This window comes from Pseudoalteromonas porphyrae, assembly GCF_001298125.1.
Taxonomy (GTDB): Bacteria; Pseudomonadota; Gammaproteobacteria; order Enterobacterales; family Alteromonadaceae; genus Pseudoalteromonas; species Pseudoalteromonas neustonica.
Genome location: NZ_LHPH01000007.1, coordinates 267,463 through 290,927 on the forward strand (window position 1 = coordinate 267,463; position 23,465 = coordinate 290,927).

Below are 23,465 nucleotides of genomic sequence, written 5' to 3' on the forward strand. Positions count from 1 at the left end.
TTTTTGATTTTAAAAGGTTTTAATATGTATAATGCAAAAGTAAAAAATTATCAAAAAGAAGCACTTAAGACTCGAGTTGCAGGTGCGGATCGCTATGAAATTATCCAAATGTTAATGGCGGGTGCTATTGAAAAAATGGTAATGTCAAAAGTAGCCATTGAAAAGAAGCACATGGAAGCAAAAGCAGAACACTTATCTAAGGCAACCGCCATAATCGAGGCCTTGCGAGGGTGCTTAGATTTTGAAGTAGGTGGCGAAGTGACCGAGAATTTATATGCACTTTATTCATATATGATTGACCGTTTAGTCGATGCAACTATAAAGAATGATCCTGAAATAGTCGATGAGGTTTCTAATTTGTTAAAAGAGATTAAATCTGCTTGGGATGCAATTCCGCATGATGTTCGCCAACAAACACTAAATGAGAATGGTATAGACGCGAATGTCGGCTAATCTGTTATCACAATTGCTTCCTAAGTTATCAAAAATCAATCAATACATACTCGAAGATGATATTGACTCAGCTCAAAGTGAATTAAACCAATTAGATGATTTATTAAAAAATGTGTTCAATTCCCCGACAGTATTAACTGAAGATGATGCTCTTTTTTTATCTGACTTCTCAACACGGTTAAATACGACAGTACAGGAGTTAATACAGAGGAAAGGCGTTATTGCAAAAAAGATTGGTGTTCACTTAAATACGCAGAAAAAAATAAATGTTTATAAAAGTATCAAATAGGTAATAGCAACGATGAATAGTAATGATATTAATGAAGAGCTTAACCTATTATCAGAAAAGCTAGAAGATACAATTAAACACCAAGAGCGAGAAGCTATTTTTGCAACTGAAGCAAATCAACGTTTTGAAAGAAATTGGCAGTGCTTCACACAGTATTACCCTGAAATTATAGGTGCTTTATCTAATTTAACATTACGAGATGATTTCTGTATTCACGTAACGCTAAGTGGTCATGGCAATATAATACCTGAAAATGCCCCAGCCCCCCTTTATTCTCAGAACCCGCTTGAGCAGAGCCAAGAGCAAGTTAAACGCCAGATTGCCCATCCTGTTCTTAGTCTAACGGACTATACAGGGTATCCGGATAGCAGTTCAGATAAACGCCTTCACACTGAGTATATGGTCAAACTTGGTCAGTTTATGCGTAAATTGAGAGAGTTTGACGAGAAAAAAATAGAGCAATTACCTGGTGATTTTCCATCAGGTATTATTTTTGGCGTAGGATTAGGGTATCACATACCAGAATTATTAAAGCATACTGAGTTCGATTATTTATTTATTATTGAGCCTGATCTAGAGCAGTTTTATGCAAGTTTATTTTGTATTGATTGGTTTGATGTTATTGAAAAAATTGATGATCAAGGAAACTGTCTTTTCTTTAATCTGGGAGCAGATAAAAACACGTTCATTCAAGATTTAGAAAGTGTAGTTGAAGATATAGGGGCGTTTTCAGCGGTCAGAAGCTTTTGTTACCAACATACGCCAGGACGTGACATTAATGAGTTAATAGCCAACTGGGCTGCGGATTACTTCCGCTTCCAAATGGGACATGGTTTTTTTAATGATGCAATAACTGGGTTTGCTCACTCAATTTCTCACCTTGAAAGTAACCAATTTTTTCTTACGAATAAAGACAAACTACCGGCTTCGTTATTAGATATTCCAGTGTTTTTAGTTGGCAATGGCCCATCGTTAGATGAGGCTATTGACTATTTAAAAAACAATCAAAATAAAGGGATTGTTGTAGCTGCAGGGTCTGCTCTAGTATCTTTAGAGCGAATAGGTATTCAAGCTGATTTTCATGTGTTAGTAGAAAGGCCTTACGCTAATTATAAGATAGTCGCTGACTCCTTACCAATCGAAGCGTATAAACGAGTTAATTTATTAGCCGTTAATATGGTTCACCCTAAGACGACAGAGTTATATGAATGGTCTGGGTTAGCGCTGAAAGGTAATGAGGGGGGGACTGATTTAATTAATTTTCTATCATTAAAAAATCGCTCTAAAACATTGCCATTAATTCCATATAGCAACCCACTTGTCTCTAATACTGCGCTGTCATTTTTCTTAAATTTTGGTTTTAAGAATGTTTATCTATTTGGTGTTGATAATGGAAGTTTACCTTCTGGAAAGCATCATAGTGATCATAGCTTTTATAAAAAAGATAAAGACGATGAAGAGGGTATTGGGTGTGTGCCTGTTACAGAGAAAACTCTACCGGGTAATTTAGGTGATGGTTTTGTTTATACTAACGACTTATATAAAATTTCACATAGTCAGTTGGAAAAACTAGTAGAGTTAAACCCCTTGGCTGATGTATTTAATATTGGTAACGGGGCTAAAATTAAAGGCGCTATTTCATTAGCTGCGGATGAATTAATTGACTCAGAAAACAGCTTAGATAAGCCTCCTTTGGTAGAGTTAATCAAGAAGCGATACTTTGAAAATCTGAGTTTGGATAAATTAAATGATGAAGATTACGAAATACAGCGCTTTATTGATATGTGCAGCCATTTATTAGTTATTAGTAACGAACCTTATACAACAATCAAAGAAGCCGCAGATTTACTTAAAAGACAGCAACGGTATGTGTATTCATTTAAAAATTCACCATTAGGTCATATTTACCATATGATGAAAGGCTCGTTATTATATTATCACTGCCCACTAATTACATTGCTTTATAGTTATGAAAATGAAGCATTTACATTAGAACAATTTGATGAGCTTTTCTCGCTTTGGCAAGATTATATTATTGATATGAAAAGCTACTTTGAAGATAATTACAAAAAGCCCTGTGATTTTCTCAATGACGAACAACTTAAAGTGATGAATAAAGGCGTGTAAATTTTTTATATTAGTTTTTGGGCACGCTCATAGCTCTCGGGCGTGCCGATATCCATATACTCATCATCTACGATCCATCCTTGCATTTTTCCAATCATATTAGGCACTATATCTTTACTTAAATCGTAAAAGGTATGCTCTTTTAATTCTTTAAAATACCGCTCATAAACAGAGTCAGAAAAAACAAACAACGCTCCACTTGCTAAGTTGCCTGGTGGGTTACTCACTTTTTCATGGAATTCATGGATAACATTATCAGCATCCATAACGACAATGCCGCATTGAGTCGGTTGATTCGACGTAAATAGTAATAGCGACATATCTACATGAGCAGGTTTAACGTTGTGTGAATTAATAAGGCCGCTTAAATCACTGAGGCAAAAATTATCAGCATGAATAACGATTACTTCTTCATCTTTCCAAAATTGAGCATTGTTTTTTAATGTTCCGCCAGTGCCAAGTAATGCGGTTTCTTTAACGATAGTTATTTTATCTCTATAGGGGGATTGGCTTATGTAGTTTTCTACTTGCTCAGCGAGATAGTGAACGTTAATAAGTATTTCATTTATACCCAAATTAGCTAATTTTTCTAACCAGTAAGATAAAAGAGGGCGGCCAGATATAGGCACTAAACATTTTGGAATCGTATTGGTTAGAGGTTTGAGTCTAGTGCCTAATCCTGCTGCTAATAATATTGCTTTCATAGTTTAAATGACTCCAAAACACGTTGTTGCAGAGTGTTAAAAGACAGTGGCTGGTTTCCGAGAGTATCAACTTGGCAAGCAGCTGCGATACTGGCAATATAAAATGCTTGCCATGGCGTAGCGCCTGAACATAAAGCAAGGCTGCTAGCCGCTAAGAAACAATCACCAGCTCCTGCAGGATCAACCGCATTACTGTTAATAGCTGGCAGCATATCATTTTCCCATTGACCGTTTTGATCTGGCAGATGAATAAAAACACCTTCTCCTGCAAGGGTAATAACTAGATATGTTGGATTCGCCTTTTCGCAGAGTTTTTGTGCTAGAACGGGCAAGCCATCATCGATATTATTTAAAGCAACGCGGACTTCTTTTTCTGTTGGTGTAACTAGCATCATATCTTTATAACGCGCGATATCACCAACTTGAGATGATGTTTGACTGTCAGCGACAATACGTACATTATTTTTTTTACATAATAGAATGATTTTTTCGACAAGCGTTTGAGGTAGTAATCCATAATTAAAATCAGAAAATACCAACAAATCAAAATTCTGAATGTTACTTTGAAGTTGGTGGTATAAGTCAGTTTGAATTTCTTTAGAAATTTTATGTTGGCGAACTTGGTTTACCCTTAGAAGTGTTTTATTACCCGCTCTGTACCGCGACTTTAATGGTGTAGGACGACTGCTATCATCTAAAAGTACAGTTTCAATATTGTACTTTTTAATATGACTTTTTACGTACTCAGCCTTATCATCCTTACCAAGTACAGAAAAAAGCTTTACATTTTTTGCACCAAGCCCTTTTATATGGCCAGCTGTAATTGCAGCCCCGCCTAGAAAAGTATCTGTTCTGTCTGGTGTCATTACAATGGTAGGATCTTCTTGAGATAAACCTACAGCCGTGCCTTGAATATATTCATCAACGATTATTTCGCCAATTACAGCAACACGGTTTTCACGAAATTGAGAGAATACCGTATTGATTGATTGATAATCAAACTGGTGCCTTGTTGCATAACTTTGACATTTTTTGTAATCAAAGTTATGACCATGGCTTATTGTTCTTGTAATGTATTGTTCGGAATTAGATTCAAACTCACCAGAGCCAAAAATCAACTTTCCCCCATATGTTTTTAGTGCTTTGTATTCAGGGTTTTCTTTTTCTTCAAACTCTTTACCCTTTACAACTGCGTAAGGCTGATAATTTGCAATTAAAGAATTACTGCATAGTTCAGTCAAAAATGCTTCATCCACACACTCAAGTGATTGAACCATTTCAAGGCGATGCAATTCTGACACCCTACTTTTTATTAGCATATTACTGTCATTATTCACTGCGACTATAAGGTAATCACCGCATTCTTTAGCGAACTTTAGCAACCTAATATGCCCAGGATGGAGTATATCGAAATTGCCGATGACTAAAACCGTTTTTCTTTTCACTTTATGACCTTAATTTTCTTGGCAGTAATCGTTTATGGTATCTTCAATAGATTGATATAGTAAAGTATTGGTTAGAGTATTATACGCTTCAAGGGTTCCATATTTATTTGGAGTAACACCTTTTGAGAGTGCACTTACAGGTGTGATTAAAGATGAGTTTAAGTCTAATTTACTCGCAAGCATTCTTAAAAAAACATAATAGCTTAGATCTGATTTTCCACTAATTTGAAAAATCCCTTTCTTTTTATTTTGAATGATCAGTTTTAACAGTGTTGAAAAAAACTGAATTGATATTGGTGCAAAGTAATGGTCATTGAATGCATTAAACACCTGCTTTTTGTTAAGAGATTCGATCATGCTTTCAATTAAAGAGTATGGGCGATGAATAATTTTAGATGGTCTAATAATACTCGCATTAAAATTATTTTCGACGATATAGTTTTCAACCTGAAGCTTTTGTTGTCCATAATTTGAGCAGGGTGATTTAATCCCATCCCATACACTGTAAGCTGATTTACAATCAAACACATGATTAGTAGATATAAAAACAACAAAACAGCCGAGTTTATTCACTTTTTCAAGTAATAATTTAGTTCGCTGTACATTTACGAGTAGGGTAAGTTCAGGCTGCAGTTCGCATTGTTTAATGGATGTTATACTGGCAAGTATAATTACCGTGCTGATTTTATACTCAACAATCGCTTTTTCAATTATGTTGAAACTATCTAGCTGGAGTAAGTCGAAGTAAATAGCTTCGCTATTCTCTTTTCTAGAGGTATAAAAGTAATCGGGATTTTCATCACGTAGATAACGACCAACAACAGAATCACCGCCAATTATTAATGTTGGGTTATCTATATTCATGAGTTATTAATTGGATCTAATTGTGGGTTGATAGAAATTAATGCACGAGTTATTTTTCGTTCATCGAGGTCGTTCAGCGCATTATTTATGTCATCTAATGAGTAGCTAGCTGAGAGTAGTTTATCAAGAGGTAGATTATGCTCTTTGTATAAATTTACTAGTTTGGGTATATCAGAGTCTGGGTACGAATTACCACCCCAGCTACCAGATATCTTTTTTCCACGATGAAAGGCGTGTGGCTCTAAGCTTATCTTTTCACCTTCTTTAGGGTGAGAGGCAAAAATACATTCACCTCCTTGCTCTTTTGTTACTTCAAAGGCGGCTTCTATGGAGCGACATGTCCCCCCCGCCTCAACGGTATAATCACATCCGCCCGAAGTTAACTCTTTAATTTCTTCTAGGTAAGTTGGTGAATTTGCATTAAAGCAGTGAGTGGCACCTAAGGCTTTAGCCAACTCAAGCTTTTCAGGCTCAATATCAACAGCAATCAGTTTATTTGGTTTGAATAATGTTGTTGTGATCAGTGCACTTAGGCCAATGCCGCCTAGACCGAATATGGCAATATTAGTGTCTTCTTTGGGCTTTAGTTGATTTAAAACTAGCCCTGCACCTGTTGGTAACGCACAGCCCAGCAGTATAGCAAGCTGTAATGGCATACCTTCTGGAAGCTTAACGACTCTATTTTCAGAGACAATGGATTCTTCAGAGAATGTGGTTACGCTACCTGCATTAATTTTAATGTCGTTGTATGTATAAATACCACCTGGGGCATCTATTCCTTCCCCCTTTATCCAACCAAGCACAACAATATCGCCAATCGCGACCTTACTTACTTGCGGACCAATTTCTTTTACTTTTGCGACAGCTTCGTGACCTAATAAATGAGGTAAGTATTTATCTTCACCTCTAAGCCCTTTGGCTTCCATTAGTTGTGAGTGGCATAACCCAGTATAGATGATATCTACTTTTATTTGCCCTCTTATGAGTGTAGGAGCAACGAGGTTATCTATCACTCTTAAAGGCTCTCCTGTTTTAAATAACACTGCAGCTTTCATTTATGTATTTCCATTTAGTAAATATAATTATTTTGCGGAAGTCGATTTTTTATTTGCTCAACTTGTGACAAGGGGTAAGGTAGAAAGATTGGAGATGTATGAAGCTCACTCGCATCTTGTATCGTTTTATTTGCCATAACCTTGCCTATTTTTAAAGGATCTTCATCGACCCAGCCAAGAAATTTTTCACCTAAAAAATGAGCACAAAAGCTCGCTGCTGGACCCGTCCCTAAGATGTGGCAGGCTGGTAATTTTTTCAGCTGCTGTATTTTTAGATTAAATGATTCTAAAAGTGGCTGCTCATTTTTTATTGGGCTTGTCGCTTGTTTTGGGAAGGTATGGGTGTTTGATACTAAAACAGTAATCTCTTTATTTAATTGTTTGATAGGAAAGAATACGTTTTTAAAATGCTGATCAAGTAGTGTTTTTAATGTATGTTTTGTGAAATGTGAAACATGATCATAAATAGAAAAGTCCCATTCATTCTCGGCAATATTAGGCACTTGAATTACGGCTATGCCATTATTAGACAATAAGGCATTAATACTATCTAAAAATTGAGGTGGTGAAGTAATATGCTCTAAAACATGAATCAATGTAATTATATCAAAACGATGATCTATCTTACTTAAGTCGCCTTTATAAAAAGAGGCAAGGTTATATTTCTGAGTTAAGTTTAACTGGTAATCACCCGATACATCATGTGCACTTTTAGTCCAGTTTGAATAACGCTGTGAAACAGCCTCTAACATTACACCGCTGCCAGTACCTATATCAATAAATTGAGCATTTGCGTGAGGCAAAAATTCCTCTGATATTTTTAGTATTTCACTACAACGAGTAAAGGGGATATCTGCAGTAAAATTAAGCTGCTCTTTACCATTTTGAACTGAGTAAGGTCGATAGTGAGTGTAGATTTCATTTATGTTATTTAAATAATGAGCATCTATATTCTTTTGATAATGCTGGCAATGTTGGCATTGGAAAATATCAGCAGTAAAACTTACGTTTCGACAATCAGATGCAATTGGTTTATTAATATGTAACATATCCACACTTGAGGATATTTCATTATTACAAATGATACATTTCACAAGCTATAATCCTTAAAGAATATCTTCTAATATTTTTGTTTGAAAATGCGTTTCAATTAAATAACGTTCTATTTTTTCTATGGTGTTTTCTTCATCTAAAATATGTGCTTTATCCGCAAATTCCCTTCTTTTATATATTTCTGAAATAAAGACATTACCAATAATAAAACACCATTTAATTCTAGTCATTTGAAAAGCGGTTATAAATTCTCTTTTGTTTTTAGTTAAAAAACCAAATAACGGCAACTCTTTAATAATGCTTATTTTATCAATAGGCACAGGGATTTGAGGTTGAGAGAAAAAATCGGCTGTAAGTTTCCAAAGTGAGTCGATGCCAGCATACTCAAAATCATAAAAATAAAGCTCATTCTGATCTATTAAAATATTATGAAAACCGAAATCTGAAGGCGATAAGTAATTGCAGTCAAGCGACATTTGCCCATTAAGTTGACGGTTGTCTTTTTGTACTTTATAAAAAAAAGGCATTATTTTATTTTCAACTAAACTTAAAAAAGCTGATGAAATAACTTCTTGCTTTTGAATTATTGAAAACCGATTAGTAACAAGTAATTCAAAGTCAGCTAATTTTTTTACCGCATCTTTTGCATTTATTATCTGTAATTTTTGCTGCTGAGAGTTACAATTAACAATAAAACTAAATGCACTTTTTATATTTTGTTCTGTTGGTTGAGTTACTTTCTCACCAGGTAGTTTTGACATAAGTAAATAACCCAACTCAATATCGCAGGCAACTGGTGTAGCTGTGTTATTTTCTTTATATTGGGTTAGTGCCTTTAAAAATGAAAATTCTCGCTCACACTTAACTTTATAATCATTGTTCTTAGTAAAAAACTGCTTAAATATATACTCATTTCCACTATCTTTAACATTAAAGACACGACTATTTGCACCGCCTGAAATTTCATTTATATGACAGGGAGCTTTTAAATGCTTATATAAAAAATCGTTCATTTAATTACTTAACACACAAAGCAAGTAAATAGTGTGCCATAGGATAAAAGCCTGTATGGACAACTTCATCATTCATAGAAAATAAAAACACATGCTTAAAATGCTTATCACATAGCGCTTTAAATTCATGGCCAGATTTACAATTGATATGGCCTGCTTTACTTGCTGGTGATGCATATTGTTGAGATTCTAACGATGGCATACCTAAAATGACAACCCCGTCATTGTTGAGCGATAGTTTTATATTATTGATAAATGTATCTTCAAATTTTGCTGGAATATGTTCAAGTACATCTAAGGAATAGGCCGAATCAAATGTGCTCTCAAATGGCTTCTCTAAAATATCATGTACAACAGGGATTAATGGCCATTTAACAGAGTTACGTTTAATAATATCTTCGATAAAACGAGGCTCTATATCGGCAACGGTTAGTTCCTTAACTTCTTGTCTGACGACACGACTACCAAATGCATCACCACAACCAATCTCCACCGTTTTTTTATGTCCAGAGAGCATCTTTGATACAAATTTATATCGTGAAAGCATAATACCGAGGCGTCTTGGATCCAGATCCCATGTTCCATTACTCATTAGCCCCAACTTTGATTGCTCTGTTTCGTCTAAAAAGTCATGGTAGTCTTCTATATAAGTCGGTTCTTGGTTATCCATAATAATTACTCATTTGTTGAAATTGAGGTAAATGCACCAAATTGCTCTGGCATATAATTGATCGTTTTAAGGATGGCTGTATGTAATTCGCCTCTACAGACTGTTATATCGGCATCAACATTTCTATCTGTTAGGTTTTTATTTTTATTCGATACAGTTAATGAAAACGTCTCGAAAGCATAGGGTTTTTCAAAATCTAAATTTTCTGTGATATCTTCATATTGCAGAGGGTATTCCCATTTTAAAAAACGTTGGCGAGCAATTTTTTCTAATCGAATTAAGTCATATTCATCAACATAAGAGCGATACTTTCTATTATTGTTTAATGTTTTTTCAAGATTAAAGCCTGTAGTATCCCCGATGATCCCTTGCCAATTTTGACCATGATTAATCGTCTCAGCAAGTAAAATATCATGCCATCCTATTTGTAAAAATGAGGTAACCAGTTGAAGTGTTTGTTGAGGGGTTGCATGGAGTTGTTCTAACTTTATCGCTAGGCTCTTACTGTTTTCACATCCAGTTAGATCGCTTCCAGCATATAAGAAATGTCTAAAGCATGACTCAACCGTAGATCTCCCTAACGATATTTCATAGTCAGGTAACTTTTGCAAGTCATTGCAATGAGCAAGAGACATCCTAATAAAAGACGCGATAGGATCTCTTACTGAATGGCAAACTAATAAGTGATTGAACTCGTCATACATTTTCCTCATTACAGTATAATTAGGAGTATGTAATTGATAAAAAATAACTTTTTTATCTGAAGTGTTAATGCCTAGAAGCTGATATATAATAATATGAATAGCTATAAATCGAATATTGAATGCTTTAGGCTTATTTTCTAACTCTAAAATAAGCGCTTCTTTAAACTTTTTCTTATCTAAATTTAGTAACCCTGTTTGCGTTCTAGCCATATTATTATTAAAGTTAATATACTGGTTACTAACACACTGAGAGTAACTTTCAACAAATAGATTGTTAAAGTCTAAGATGAATTGTTCGGTAAATTCTTTATTTTCAAGATCCGCTGTATTAAAAATATGCTGAGCCAAGTTCATCATATAAGGGGGGAGGCTAATGACTTCTGGATGCCCATCAAGGAGTGAGTGGAGAAAAAAAGAGCCCCCTCTGCCATAGCATACTCCGACCGCGACTTTAAAGTTCATATTACTGACCTGCTTGTTGGGGATTGATTTTTGTTAATTTATTAATACGCGCTACTAATATATCGAAAGCGTGCTGTAGATGATTCAAGTCGTCTTTTTCCCAAATAGTCATTTGAAGTTTACTATCATTAAAGAAAAAATCTTTTCCTATTTCTAAACCCGAACGCTTTGCTGTCCAAGATGAGCTCGCAGGGTTGTTTTCATCAATCATTTGGAAAATTATAGAGCGGGCACCCTTAACAAAGCTAATACTGTAGTTAGGCCCACTAGAGACTCCCATATTAATATAGGCTAGTTCGTACAGTGCTAAACGGACACAAAAGTCCATTGAAGCCTGGGGGCAGTGGATGTATTTTTTTAACCTGTCGTCAGGTTTTTCAGTGCTTTGATATGTATCTCTTATAATCACAGGGCAATATATTGTCAAATCAAGTGAATCAAGGAATGCAGACCACTGAGCAATGTCACTATTTCTTTTTGGCTGCGCTTCGTATTCTCGAAGTGTTATTACGATGATCTTTTTATTATCGGGTAATGAATTTAAAAAAGATGCAGCAAGATTTTTACCTACTAAAGGTGCGCTGAGGACGCTCATATCATATTTCAAAGGTACACTTCTTAGTAAGAGAGTGTTGATAGCGGGTGACTTTTTATTTGTATAATACGATTCAGGGAAGACGTTCTCTTTTGTTGCAAGGAAAATAAAAGCGTCCTCTTTAAAAGGAAATTCAGTAATAGATATGTAGCTAGGAACACAGGTAAAAACTGTTTTGACTATTTTCTCAATCCGCCATGCGTAATCATCAGCATCATGAAATCGAAGTGTATTAAAGTTTTCACCGACTGTTGAACGATCGTGGACTAAAATAAATTGAATATGTGTTTTATGTTGCTCTATTCTCGCAATTTCAGCTAACACCACAAAGTTAATTACATCAAAACATGCTAAATGAACTGATAGGTCGTAAACGGCATATAAGATATCTTCACTACTGACTTGCTTAGCTAATAATGCATTGTAATGAATTAGTTTTTTCTTTGTATGGTCAAAAAAATAAGTGCGCTCTAATGGCAGGCCTTTTTCACGTAAACCATTACATATTTCAGAAACAAACATGGAACAAATAATAATTCTATCAATTTGATCATGAGGGACTAACGCCAAATCTTCAAGGCTAAGAGCTTGAGTGCCTTTGTAGGACTCTCCACCATCCGTACAAGCAAATAGATTATTACCTGTATTGATTGAAGATTTTAAAAATAGTTCTGTCGGTGAACTTATACCATATATTATTGTATACATTTATTATTCTTAGTCTAAGCCAAAGAAAAGGCGATTTTGTGTACTATAAAGAGTGTAATCAGCTAATGTATCAAGTTCAATCCAGCGACCGTCGATTAAAAGTACGTCGACGAAATATTGGTTCGCTAATTTTTGTAAAAGCGAAGTCATATACATATTTTTTACACTAAAATCATGAGATTCATTAATAAATAGTTGCAGTTGCTCTATTAGCACTGTTGCTTCTACTTTAAACATCCCCATAAATTGGGCCATTGCTTGTGATTGACTTGTAAGCTTATTGCCAATATTTGTTAATGTTAATTGATCATTGTATATAAAGCTTTCAGCGTCATCATATGGGTTTTCCATACGCATTTCCCAAAGTTCTTGCCATTTTAAATTACCAAGGACAGTTAAAGGGAATGAAGACTTATGCTTAATTAGTTCTTTTAATGTATCGGTATGGTAGGCAATGTCTGCATAGAGAACAATGAATTCTTCGTCAGCATGTTTTTTAATCCAATCGATTGACTTAGCTAAGCTAAATACCATATTCGAGCTATCGTATTCAGTATTAATCACAATGTTATTTGTATACTCTAATATTGCTTCACTTTTAAACCCAGTGATGACTAATGTGTCTTTTATTCCTAAAGAATTGAGTTGGCGTAATTGCCTTTTAAGCAATGGTTCGTGCCATAACTCCACTAAGCACTTTGGCTTATCTGTTGTTAAATGCTCGAGTCTTGAGCCTGTACCTGCGGCAAGTATAATGGCTTTCATTTTAAAATATATCCTTGAAAAGTTGTATATCTTCATCGCAGTAGGGGGTATTTCTTTCAGGGTGCCACATAATCCCAAAGATACTATAGCGGCTATGCTCTATTGCTTTGACTATATTGTCACTACTTTTAGCTTTTGTTAATAAAGGCTTTTTTGTTGTAGTGGTCCCTAGAGTATGATATGAGTTTACAAATCTAGGTAACTGCTCTTCATCCGTTTTTATTTCAATTATCTTATTAACGTGGCCTTTTATACAGTCTAACGAGCCACCATAATGAAGTTGTATCATTTGCATCCCTCTGCATACGCCTAGAATAGGTAAGCCTACAGTTTCGCAATGTTCTATTAGAAAAGCCTCTACATCATCTCTTTCTGGGGCATCCCCAGCATAGTGCATTGGCGAATTGCCTCCTGTGAAAACAAAGCCATCTAACTGGACTCTAGCAAGCAGAGCACGACAAGTTTTTATACAGTTAGGGATTAGAATTGGTATGAATCCGCAATATAAAAAGAATTGATACCATCGCTGATCTAAAGCATCACGACGTTCACCATAGGTTGGATGAATATCAACTCGTTGTGTTATACCAATTAATTTCATCTGATAATTATCACTTTTTTATTGTTTGCATCTAGCTCTAATTTTTCGGCTTTAAGCCATTTTGCATATAAAATTTCACCCGCGCCGATAACTGAAGGTATATTAAGCTCACCAGCTCTAATCGCCATATGGCTATTACATCCCCCATATTTAGTAATAAGCCCTGCAATTGGATGAGAAAACAACCAATCAAATCCAGGATCTGCTGAAGGAATAAAAACAATTTTTCCTGCCAGTTCTTCATATGCAGCTGGATTCATCGTTGTTTCGGCAGTTATTTTACCTTGTGTAATATAGTTAGGTTCACCTTCAGGCATGTTAAAAAAGTATGCATCAGATGGACTCGATATTAGTGGCGGGAGTGTGATCTGCTGTGCTTTTAGGTGATTTTTTTTCCCAGTATCGATAGAGCTTTTAATAATATTTAGTAGATCATCGCTACTTGAATAAGTTTTAAGTATGGATGATATATCAACATATGACATATCATCTGTATTTAACTGATGTTCAAGTCCTAACTCTGTAATAAGCTCAAGAGCATCACTTAGGCTATGAGTGAAGATAAACTTGGCATATTCTCTTCCCTCTATTGCACCTTTTATAAATGAGAACAGAGATATCACATCATGTTCAATGCCACTTTTTTCTAATAACTCTTTAAGAGCGGAAAGCTGTTCTAAACTCAAAGTAAAGTTATCGAAAGTTTGCTCTTTAACATTTTTATCTGATTGATTAAAGTAACGCTCTGGTGCCTTGTCATAACGAGGAGAAAGTATGTCGTATGTGCCTGGGCGAAGATGCCCATACTGCTGTAAAAAACTTGATAGAGGGAGGTTAATGAAATCTTGTTTTAATGTGGAACTAACAGTCGCAATTGAAGACAAAAACTTATTGTAGTCTTGCTCTGTTATTATATTTTTAGCAACCATTGAGCGTAAAAATTGCACCGCAATAAAACCAGCTCTCGCAAGCCCTGCAAATGGAAGTGTGCCGTATCTTTTACAATCTTCCAGCAACCAGTGGATTTTCTCTACTTTAGATAAGTCGCTACTTAATATTTTTATTCGACGATTAGGGAGTGTGTTAATCTTTTCGATGTCTTTTTTCCATAAGCCATCATTTTTAATTATATTATTTGTTAATTTTTTTAGTGATTCAGTGAATGTTATTAATTCAGATTCGGAAAATCCAGCTTCACTTAAGCGTTTTAAACGCTCATTCAAATCTAAAGTAAAGCAAGAAAATATAATATCAAACTCAACTTTGTCATGCTTTTCGGGGGCATTTTTTAATTCGTTTATATAATAATTAACTAATTTTTCAGCAAGCCTATCAGGTGTATCTTTAGGTATAAATGAATTAAAACTTACTCTTACATCAATATAAGGTAAGCCAGCTAAGGAAAGTAAAAGAGGAAAGCTTCTTAGTTGCTTATAACCATAATTATTTCTTTGATATGCCCATGTTGAATCGGTAATTAACTCTTTATATAAAGAAAGAGCGAGTGGGCGAGGTCGAACACCAATAATTTCGGCTGGATTCCAATCAGGCATAATGCCTAAAACAGAGCGCTCTCCATTTAAATAAGGGTGTGGCTTTATGAATCTACTTATAGTTGCTTCTAGCGTTTTTAATATTTTAAAATGTTCTTGATCGCAAAAATTATCTAGGCTTTTAATTATCAAGGGTCTAACTTGAAATAGGTATAAATGTTTATTTTTATCAACTGCAAATTCAATATCTAGTGCATCAAGCCCATATATTTTTTCGAGTTCTTTACATAGAGAGCATAATTTAAATTGCCAAGACTCTTTATCTAATCCATCAAATTGCTTTGATATATAACTGACATTCTCATTGGAAGTACCTGCGGTTATGGCGTCAGTTGAACTGGACAATGAGTAGTTTAAAACATAGTAAGGCGTATTGTTAGAAGGATCTTTTGTAAAAGCGACTCCGCTAATGTCTACATTTTCCAGCATTGGTTGAATGAATATTTCATCATTAGGGGTGTAGTTTTCAAATGATTGATAAACACTTTCTATCGCACTTTCTAGTTTTTTCACTCCTTCGACATTGAGTATGGAGTCATAATAACCAGCATATGATTGAAAGGCGCTATCCTCACAGACAGCACTACTTCTTACAATTAGCTTTTTATTACTCCATTTATATAATGTAAAAAAACTATTCAGAACATCGTTAGATTCATTTTTCCATTGTTCTGCTGTAAAACAAAATTGCGGGAGTATCTTCGCAGTTGTTAAAATGTTCTGTAAAGAGATTAGATTTTGCGATTTGGTAGTAAAAATCATTCTAACGGACTCTAGCTAGCCAAGCTCTTGTTTTATAAGTTGTCTCAATAAAATCTAAGTTACTTGTTTTTTCTTCGACAAAAGCCATAAATTGCATAAATTTATCTTCACCTGCTTGTGCTCGAATATCGTTCACTGACCACCAGACGCCTAAATACTCTTCAGGTGTTTGTTTTATAGTATGAAACCCTTCTAAGTAAATAGCATCGGAGAATACATCGGCATTTCTTAGACGTTCTGTTAGTGTATCGGTAAAATCAGAGTTCCCAGATGACACGCGTTTTATATGAGGCGCTATTTCATATAACTTTTCTTCAATTTCGACAAGTAATGGATTGCACTCAATATGTCGAGGATTCCATACTGCTGTAAAAAAACCGCCCGGGCGTAGTACTCGAGAAAATTCTTTTATTGCTTTTTCAAAATCTACCCAGTGAAATGATGAAGCCATGGAAAGTAAATCGGCACTGTTGTCATTTAGCGTTGTATTTTCACCAGAGCCATTTACCCAGGTGATGTTTGTTTTTTGACTGTCCAAAATACCATGCTTTCTCATATCATCATTAGGCTCAATTGCGACAGTACTATTTAAGCCAGCGTGGTTGATCATACGAGTCCAAATACCAGTACCAGCACCGACATCTACAAAATCGATCTCATTATTATTCTTATCGATTAACCCTAAAATGGCTTTACATACTAAAGGGCAGTAACTAGGTCTATATAATGAGTAATTTTTTGCTAGGCCAGTGAAATCACCAAGTTTTTTTTTCATTTTATTAATTCCATTACAATTTTGTTGACTGCTTCAAGCGGCGTTTCTAGACCGTTATTATTAAGTATTAAATCCGGTGCTAATGGTTCTTCAAAAGGAATATCATACCCATGTAGATAATTCTTATTATTTAGCGCAGCTTCGGAATATAGCTGTTTTTGGTTTCTTTTAATTAATACGTCAGGTTCAACTTTAATATACACTTCAAAATATTGTGCGTTATTTGACCTGTTCCATTCCCTGACACTGTGAAACATGGATACTGTTGCACAAATAACGGTAGCTCCTTGTTGAGATAGCATGTTTGATAGCCTAGCGTAAGTCATTGCTAGTGCTGAGCGAGAGTCGTTATCGTAATTTTGATTACCCAAAACCTCACGCAGTTTATCTCCATCAAGAAGGATTACTTTGTTTAACTTTTCATCCAATATGTTATGCAATATTTTTGCCAAGGTTGTCTTCCCTGCACCTTGACGACCTGTTAGCCAAATCACCATTTTAACTCCTCCTATTTATGAAAGAGTTAATCATTGGATGAACTTTCTTCCAATCACTCGTATTTAACTCAATGCTCGGATGTGGCTTTTGATTAAAAAGAATTTTTTCTGTTGGTAATGGAAATAAAGCGCTATTTAAGACACTACTAAGATCATCAATAAAAAAATCACATTGGAGAGTTGAAATCCGATTTATTTTTATTTCTTGTTTTTCATGAAATGATATGTTTTCAGAGGCAATAGGTCCATCGGTACAATTAGTAAAACCATGACTTTTTAGCCAATTAGTGGCCGCAATATGAAAGTTAGTTTTATCACCAATAATTGGGTATTTAGTCTTATGCGACACGATGAAAATACTATGGCCTTCTTTTTTTAAGCTTTTTATTGCCTCTAGGCAACCTAGGTATGGTTTAGCTTGGTTAATTTCTTTCCCATATACGATACCTTGTAATTCAGTCCACTTTGGTTCATTTCCAGCATTAATAAAGTATGCTTTCACATCTTCTTTTGTTTGCCCCACTTCTTTTGGAAGCCAGCCTAATTTCACTCCAACGCGATGAAACACACCTGTATAGTCAGCAATAGTATTATCAAAATCGATACCGATAATCATATTACAGCTCTATTTTTTAGTGTTGTGATTATATCTAAAACAGTTAAACCTGCTTTTTTACGTGCATCTTCAGTACTATGAACTTGATCAATAAATTTATCAGGGATACCAAAACGGTGTACTCTTGGTGTTTTAGGTTGTTCACTAATATATTCAAGTACGGCACTGCCAAAGCCGCCATTCACATTGTGTTCTTCAAGAGTGATTATATGTTCAAAGCGCTCACAAGCTAAGGCTAAATATTGAGTATCAAGGGGTTTTACTGTATGAAAACTGACAAGCTCGGCGTTAATGCCTTTACTTTGAAGTTCAATGAACAAATCATTTGCGAGTGGCATAATCGTGCCCGTTGCTAATATTGCGACTGTTTGACCCTCTTGCATTGTATATGCATGTCCAAACTTTAAGTTAGGTAAAATTTTGTGAACCTTTGGCTCATTTTTTTTACCAATTCTAAAGTAACACGGCTGGTTGAGTTTGATTAATTGGGGCATTAATACGCTGAGTTCGTCTGAATCGGCAGGGCATACAATATTCATATTTGGCAAGCTTCGCATTAATGCGATATCTTCAAACGAATGATGGGTGGGCCCTAAATTAGCATACGATAAGCCTGAGCCCGTGCCAACGATGATAACGGGTTGGTTTTGGTAAGCGATATCTATTTTTATTTGTTCAAAGTTTCTCGCTGTAGTAAATGGCGTAATGGTATAAATAAACGGTTTTTGGCCCATCATTGCGGAGCCCGCAGCCATTGATGCCATATTTGCTTCGGCGATGCCTGCATTGATTGTTCTATCGGGAGCAACTTCTTTTAGATTATTGAATAAACGATTACCGATATCAGCGTAGAAAAGCATTAAACTGGTGTCGGATTTAGCTAATTCAGTCAAACAATTTGCAAATGCATTTCTCATTTTAGCCCCAACTCCTGTTTTGCTTTTTCAACTTCATCTTGGGTTGGTATACGATAATGCCAGTTGTTATCGTTTTCCATGAAAGAAATACCTTTTCCTTTAATTGTATCAGCGATTATACACACCGGTTTGTCGTAAGATTGCGCATCCTTTAAAGCGTCGCTGATAGCCGAAATATCATGACCATCAAGGCGAATTGTGTGCCAGCCAAATGCCCGCCATTTTTCTTCTAATGGTTCAAGGTGCATTATTTCACAGCTTTCACCAGTGCCTTGAAGTTTATTAAAATCAATGATGGCAACGAGATTGGATAATTGTTTACCGGCTGCAAACATGGCCGCTTCCCAAATCGTTCCTTCATTGAGCTCACCATCGCCCATGAGGACATAAAAGCGATTAGTTTTTTTTTGAATTTTACAGGTTAATGCCATACCTGTTGCAAGTGAAAGCGCATGGCCAAGTGATCCCGAAACAGTATCAACTCCTTTAGGGGAGTTTATGCCGGGGTGCTCTTCAAAAACAGAGTCGGTTTGGCCGTGTTGATAAAGATCTACCACTGGGTAAAAACCCCTGTAGGCAAGTGTGGTATAAAGTGCACTTGCAGCATGGCCTTTACCAAGCAAGAAGTAATCCCTGCTTGGCATTGATGGTGTTGATGGTTCTACATTGAGTACTTGCCAATAAAGTGCTGTTAATATATCAGTACATGACAGTGAACTACCCAAGTGTGGGGTTTTTGTTTTACTCGATACGTCACATAATGTGTATCGTATTTTTGCTGCTATTTGCTCTAAATTCATAGTTATCTCTATGGTATGAACCAGTAAAAATCGCCAGTGTAACCATGGTCTTTAAAGAATACCTTCCAATCATCAACATGCATGATGGTCTTTGCGGTTAATGCCCATTCGAGCATACGCTCTTTTTCTTCATCATTTCGATAGGCATCAACAGTTATAAATGACTTTCCTTTACTTACACGTTCAATTTCTTGTAACGCGATAGCACATTCTTTTTCATCTAAATTATGGATAGTATTGATTGACATAACGACATCAAAGCTGTCGTCATCGAAAGGTAAACTCTTTGCGTCCCCTTGTTGAAGTAAGTGCTTAACTTCTTCTTTGGCATGCTCTAAAGCATAACTAGAAATATCCAACCCAGCTAATTTTATACCTTTGATATGCTGTTGCAGGTCATAGAGCATGAAGCCTTTGGCGCAACCTACATCCAGTAAAGAACTTTCTTTTGTTAATTGAAAGTGAGATTGAAGATCAGGAACAACCGGTTGCCAAAAGCGAGACATGTAGCTAAAACCACCGTATCCATAGGTACGATCACCATCAAAAAAATCTTTACCATATTGGCGAGCAATTTCTCTATCAGCTTCGGTAATTACATTGGCTCTTCCCTTGGTGTCTCTTTTTGATTTAGGGTAGTTTTTTAATAAATCTAATTCTTTTCCTAGCATGAATACCTCAGGCTTTATGAATATAGTTATGTGGTTGTGTTTTTAGAGTATCAAGGTTGCTTTTGACCCAATCAATTGTTTTGGCAAGGCCGTCTTCGAGTGAAATACTGTCTTGCCATTGTAATTCTGATCTGATTTTTTGAGTATCAAGCAGGTAAGCAGCGTCTTTACCAAGTCGGTCACCTGTTATTTCACATGTCTGTTCAAATGGGACGTTTAACATTTTGCATAACATCTCCACAATTGCGCGGATTGTGATCATACGCTCTGTTGAAATATGATAAATTTCGCCATTACGTCCTTGCTCTCCAATTAACTGTGTTGCACTAGACACATCATCAATATGGATAAATGAGCGGGTAGAGTGGCCGCCACCATGAAGCGGTAGCTTTTTGCCTAATAATATAGACAGTATTGTTTTTGGAATTATTCTATACAGTTGTTGTCCTTCACCGTACACGTTGGCTGCCCTAGTAAAAACAACAGGGAAATCATAAACATCAGAAAATGTATGAAGACTCATATCAGCAGCAGCTCGTGATACAGCATAGGGCGTGCTTGGTTGGTAGTTCCGATGCTCAGGAACCAATCCTTCGCAGCTACCGTACACTTCAGGTGTAGAGATATGTATGTATTTATCTAAACTGTCGAGTTGACGAAGTGCATTGTGTAATTTGATAGTTGACACTGCGTTGGTCATAAACCAATGCTCTGGGTATTCCCAGCTTTGTCCCACCATACTTTGGGCTGCAAAGTTATAAACTGTGCCAACATTCTCTTGTTTGATATGTGTTAATATGTCATCTAAATGATGATTTAAATCGAGTTGTTTAAATGCTAGATTCGTTGTGTGGCAATCTTGCCATTTATAAGGTAACAGGGCATTAACGGGTTCACTAGAGCGGCTGATCGCGAGGATTCTTTTACCTTGCTTTAGCATGTGAGAGCAAAAAGAGGCGCCAGAAAAAGAATTACTTCCTATAACAATAATTGGTGAGTCAGTCATTTTGTAATTCCAGATAAAGAGCTTTCATTAAAATATGCCCGACAATAACTTGGGTATCTTCTGATATTTGCATATCCTGGATTTCGAAATGGAAAACTTGGTCAAGCATAGGCTTAACTTTACCGCCACAAAATCCTAAAATACCGACTGTTTTCATACCAATATCGAGTGCTTGTTGAGTCGCTCTAATTATATTTTCAGAGTTACCACTGCCAGATAAAATTAGTAAAATATCATGACTATTCGCTTTAACTTTTAGCTGATGTGCAAAGATATTTTCATAACCAATATCATTACCTAAGCAAGTTAAAACAGAGCTGTTAGCAGGTAACGCTTCAACTTTAAGTGCATTACCTTGCGGGCTTATACCAAATGTAAAGTCATTTGCTAGGTGGATTGCATTTGCAGCCGAACCACCATTTCCACATAAATACAACGTGCCATTATTTGCTTTCATAGTTAGCAAAGCATCAACAAGGATTTTAATTTTTTTGCTATCTAGCTGTTTTAGCACAGCCGTTAGGCTGGCTATATAGTTTGTTGTTAGGTCTTCTACTAAATCATTAGGTACCGCTGGGGTTCGCTGGTTGTTAATCATAGAACCTCTCTTTGCATCCATTTAAGGTTGTAAAAATGATCTTCATCTTTTAGTAAACCTTGTTTGTAAGCTGTAATAATTTCGATAATGGCAGTGTCGACATTTTTATTGGGTGTAAAACCAGTTGCGAGTAATTTATCTGAGTTAATACGGTAACAACGAGGGTCATTTGAAGGCGTTACATCAATCTCACACGCTATTTTAGCCTGCACCATTTTTGCAATATCCATAATTGAAATATTTTCAAACCCTGCATTAAACACACCTGAGACTTTATCTGGATTATCTAACATATAAATATAGAGATCCGTGATATCGTCAATATGAATATTTGGTCTGACTTGATCGCCACCAAAAACCGTAATCTTTCCATTTTTCAGAGCTTGCATTGTCAGCATATTAACAGAAACATCTAAACGCATACGTTTAGATACGCCGCATACGGTTGCTGGGCGAACAATTTGTACCGCCATATCGCTGGCATAACTAAGTAAAACACGCTCTGCAACCATTTTTGTTTTGTTGTATTCTGAAATAGGTTCAAGCGTTAAGTCTTCAGTTACATGTTCTTCATCTTTGATACCGTATACGCTACCAGATGACGCATAAATAAACTGCTTCACCCCAGAGCACTTTGCTTTATCGGCTAAGCGCATAGTTGCTAACGCACTCACTTCCCATGTTAATTTAGGGTTTAAATCACCACAGGGATCGTTTGCGATAGAAGCAAGATGAATAATAGAATCCACACCGTCTAAGTTAATCGTATCAGTGTCGCGTACGTCACCTTTAATGACTGAGAGGTTGTCATGAGAGGGCAAAAAATTACCAAACCATTGGGTGTCAAATGCGATTACGCGATGGCCTAAAGCCAGTAGCTTTGGAACCAATACGGTTCCTTTATAGCCAGTTGCACCGGTAACTAATATTGTTTTTGGATTCATTTAATATTCTCTAATTCTTTGGTAGTCATAAATATAATGTTCAATGACATACAATTATTATGCCTAACTTAAGTAGATTTTTGCTCTACGTGTTTATTTATATCGGTGAGGTAAGGGTTTTCCTTTAATGTTTTTATTAAATCATTATAAGAAAAATCAACTTTATTCAAAAAATGATCATAAACAGCGGTAATTGCTTTGTAATCGTCTGGTTCATCAAGTGTTAGGCGAAAGTGGCTATAATCTTCATGCGCACTGAATGTGTGGGTCGTTATGGTATTAAATTTTGCCATGCCTAACGTCACATGTTCACGATCGGCGGGTGATGTGGCTTTTAAATAAGTATTTTCTAATAATTTGAAAGAAAAAGCACAACAATCTAGCCCCCTAGGGTAACCACTGTGCGGGCCTAAATTAACCATGTCATAATTTTGACTCGTTCTTTCATTAATGACTTGCGTACAAAGCGCTTCATCAATCAAGGGGCAATCACTGGTTAACCTGACTATGGTTGTTGATGGTTTTGCGCCATAATGCTTTGCAGCTAAATAATAACGACTTAGCACGTCGTGCGTGTCGCCTTGATAGGTTTTTATATTTAACTGCGCGCACAAATCTAAAATGGGTTGTTCAGTTCCATCATTCGTCGTTGCAATAATGATATGTTTATGCCAACTAGGTAAGCGTTCAAGCATAACTTGTAACACGGGTTTGCCACACAGTGGTAACATCACTTTTGCAGGCAATCGAGTTGATGTCATACGTGCTTGAATTATTACTAATACATCAGACATGTTTAATGGTAATCATAATTATTA

The 23,465-nt window shown here is 35.9% G+C and carries 25 protein-coding genes; 3 read left to right on the plus strand and 22 right to left on the minus strand.

What is annotated here, in order from left to right; all coding sequences use genetic code 11:
* Positions 1–24: 24 nt before the first annotated feature.
* The 3 genes from fliS to ADS77_RS08245 are packed head-to-tail and all read left to right on the plus strand — an operon-like array spanning position 25 to position 2,869.
* Positions 25–453, plus strand: coding sequence for a flagellar export chaperone FliS (gene fliS / locus ADS77_RS08235; protein WP_054203349.1), 429 nt, complete (start codon positions 25–27; stop codon positions 451–453).
* Positions 443–742, plus strand: a complete 300-nt coding sequence (locus ADS77_RS08240; protein ID WP_054453856.1) for a hypothetical protein — start codon at positions 443–445, stop codon at positions 740–742. The genes fliS and ADS77_RS08240 overlap by 11 nt, the downstream gene beginning before the upstream one ends.
* A gap of 12 nt (positions 743–754) precedes the next feature.
* Positions 755–2,869 carry a 6-hydroxymethylpterin diphosphokinase MptE-like protein gene (locus ADS77_RS08245; RefSeq protein ID WP_054453858.1) on the plus strand — a complete coding sequence of 705 codons (2,115 nt, stop codon included), beginning with the start codon at positions 755–757 and terminating at the stop codon, positions 2,867–2,869.
* Between the two features lie 5 nt (positions 2,870–2,874).
* On the opposite strand, the gene ADS77_RS08250 is transcribed toward ADS77_RS08245, so the two are convergent.
* The 22 genes from ADS77_RS08250 to ADS77_RS08355 all read right to left on the minus strand — a co-directional run bounded on the left by ADS77_RS08250 (position 2,875) and on the right by ADS77_RS08355 (position 23,441).
* On the minus strand, positions 2,875–3,573 hold the full coding sequence (locus tag ADS77_RS08250; protein ID WP_054203346.1) for a nucleotidyltransferase family protein: 699 nt from the start codon (positions 3,571–3,573) through the stop codon (positions 2,875–2,877).
* A complete protein-coding gene (locus ADS77_RS08255; RefSeq protein ID WP_054203345.1) occupies positions 3,570–5,018 on the minus strand; it encodes a PfkB family carbohydrate kinase in 1,449 nt (482 codons plus the stop codon). The genes ADS77_RS08250 and ADS77_RS08255 overlap by 4 nt, the downstream gene beginning before the upstream one ends.
* A gap of 9 nt (positions 5,019–5,027) precedes the next feature.
* Complete coding sequence (locus tag ADS77_RS08260) at positions 5,028–5,882, minus strand: sugar nucleotide-binding protein (protein WP_054203344.1); 855 nt, start codon at positions 5,880–5,882, stop codon at positions 5,028–5,030.
* Complete coding sequence (locus ADS77_RS08265) at positions 5,879–6,937, minus strand: zinc-binding dehydrogenase (protein WP_054203343.1); 1,059 nt, start codon at positions 6,935–6,937, stop codon at positions 5,879–5,881. The genes ADS77_RS08260 and ADS77_RS08265 overlap by 4 nt, the downstream gene beginning before the upstream one ends.
* A gap of 14 nt (positions 6,938–6,951) precedes the next feature.
* Positions 6,952–8,031, minus strand: a complete 1,080-nt coding sequence (locus tag ADS77_RS08270; RefSeq protein WP_152960597.1) for a class I SAM-dependent methyltransferase — start codon at positions 8,029–8,031, stop codon at positions 6,952–6,954.
* A gap of 12 nt (positions 8,032–8,043) precedes the next feature.
* Complete coding sequence (locus tag ADS77_RS08275; protein ID WP_054453861.1) at positions 8,044–9,003, minus strand: phosphotransferase; 960 nt, start codon at positions 9,001–9,003, stop codon at positions 8,044–8,046.
* A gap of 4 nt (positions 9,004–9,007) precedes the next feature.
* A complete protein-coding gene (locus tag ADS77_RS08280; protein ID WP_054203340.1) occupies positions 9,008–9,673 on the minus strand; it encodes a class I SAM-dependent methyltransferase in 666 nt (221 codons plus the stop codon).
* Between the two features lie 5 nt (positions 9,674–9,678).
* Entirely contained in the window at positions 9,679–10,839 is a 1,161-nt protein-coding gene (locus ADS77_RS08285) for a sulfotransferase (protein ID WP_054453863.1), read from the minus strand.
* 1 nt (position 10,840) lies between these two features.
* A complete protein-coding gene (locus ADS77_RS08290) occupies positions 10,841–12,142 on the minus strand; it encodes a hypothetical protein (protein ID WP_054203338.1) in 1,302 nt (433 codons plus the stop codon).
* A gap of 9 nt (positions 12,143–12,151) precedes the next feature.
* Entirely contained in the window at positions 12,152–12,907 is a 756-nt protein-coding gene (locus tag ADS77_RS08295; RefSeq protein ID WP_054203337.1) for an NTP transferase domain-containing protein, read from the minus strand.
* A gap of 1 nt (position 12,908) precedes the next feature.
* Complete coding sequence (locus tag ADS77_RS08300) at positions 12,909–13,508, minus strand: gamma-glutamyl-gamma-aminobutyrate hydrolase family protein (RefSeq protein ID WP_054203336.1); 600 nt, start codon at positions 13,506–13,508, stop codon at positions 12,909–12,911.
* Positions 13,505–15,823, minus strand: a complete 2,319-nt coding sequence (locus ADS77_RS08305) for a PEP/pyruvate-binding domain-containing protein (protein ID WP_054453864.1) — start codon at positions 15,821–15,823, stop codon at positions 13,505–13,507. Before ADS77_RS08305 ends, ADS77_RS08300 begins: the two co-directional genes overlap by 4 nt.
* A 1-nt stretch (position 15,824) precedes the next feature.
* Positions 15,825–16,598, minus strand: coding sequence for a class I SAM-dependent methyltransferase (locus ADS77_RS08310; RefSeq protein WP_054453866.1), 774 nt, complete (start codon positions 16,596–16,598; stop codon positions 15,825–15,827).
* Positions 16,595–17,095, minus strand: a complete 501-nt coding sequence (locus ADS77_RS08315) for an adenylyl-sulfate kinase (RefSeq protein ID WP_054203333.1) — start codon at positions 17,093–17,095, stop codon at positions 16,595–16,597. The genes ADS77_RS08310 and ADS77_RS08315 overlap by 4 nt, the downstream gene beginning before the upstream one ends.
* A 1-nt stretch (position 17,096) precedes the next feature.
* Positions 17,097–17,711 carry a hypothetical protein gene (locus ADS77_RS08320; protein ID WP_054203332.1) on the minus strand — a complete coding sequence of 205 codons (615 nt, stop codon included), beginning with the start codon at positions 17,709–17,711 and terminating at the stop codon, positions 17,097–17,099.
* A complete protein-coding gene (locus ADS77_RS08325) occupies positions 17,708–18,628 on the minus strand; it encodes a transketolase family protein (RefSeq protein WP_054203331.1) in 921 nt (306 codons plus the stop codon). Before ADS77_RS08325 ends, ADS77_RS08320 begins: the two co-directional genes overlap by 4 nt.
* Entirely contained in the window at positions 18,625–19,428 is an 804-nt protein-coding gene (locus tag ADS77_RS08330; RefSeq protein WP_082355635.1) for a transketolase, read from the minus strand. The genes ADS77_RS08325 and ADS77_RS08330 overlap by 4 nt, the downstream gene beginning before the upstream one ends.
* A gap of 8 nt (positions 19,429–19,436) precedes the next feature.
* On the minus strand, positions 19,437–20,099 hold the full coding sequence (locus ADS77_RS08335; protein ID WP_054453867.1) for a class I SAM-dependent methyltransferase: 663 nt from the start codon (positions 20,097–20,099) through the stop codon (positions 19,437–19,439).
* A 7-nt stretch (positions 20,100–20,106) separates the two neighbouring features.
* On the minus strand, positions 20,107–21,105 hold the full coding sequence (locus tag ADS77_RS08340) for a GDP-mannose 4,6-dehydratase (RefSeq protein WP_054453868.1): 999 nt from the start codon (positions 21,103–21,105) through the stop codon (positions 20,107–20,109).
* A complete protein-coding gene (locus ADS77_RS08345) occupies positions 21,098–21,703 on the minus strand; it encodes an SIS domain-containing protein (RefSeq protein WP_082355636.1) in 606 nt (201 codons plus the stop codon). The genes ADS77_RS08340 and ADS77_RS08345 overlap by 8 nt, the downstream gene beginning before the upstream one ends.
* Positions 21,700–22,647, minus strand: a complete 948-nt coding sequence (locus ADS77_RS08350; protein ID WP_054453870.1) for an NAD-dependent epimerase/dehydratase family protein — start codon at positions 22,645–22,647, stop codon at positions 21,700–21,702. The genes ADS77_RS08345 and ADS77_RS08350 overlap by 4 nt, the downstream gene beginning before the upstream one ends.
* A 68-nt stretch (positions 22,648–22,715) precedes the next feature.
* Positions 22,716–23,441, minus strand: coding sequence for a cytidylyltransferase domain-containing protein (locus ADS77_RS08355; protein ID WP_082355637.1), 726 nt, complete (start codon positions 23,439–23,441; stop codon positions 22,716–22,718).
* Positions 23,442–23,465: the final 24 nt, after the last annotated feature.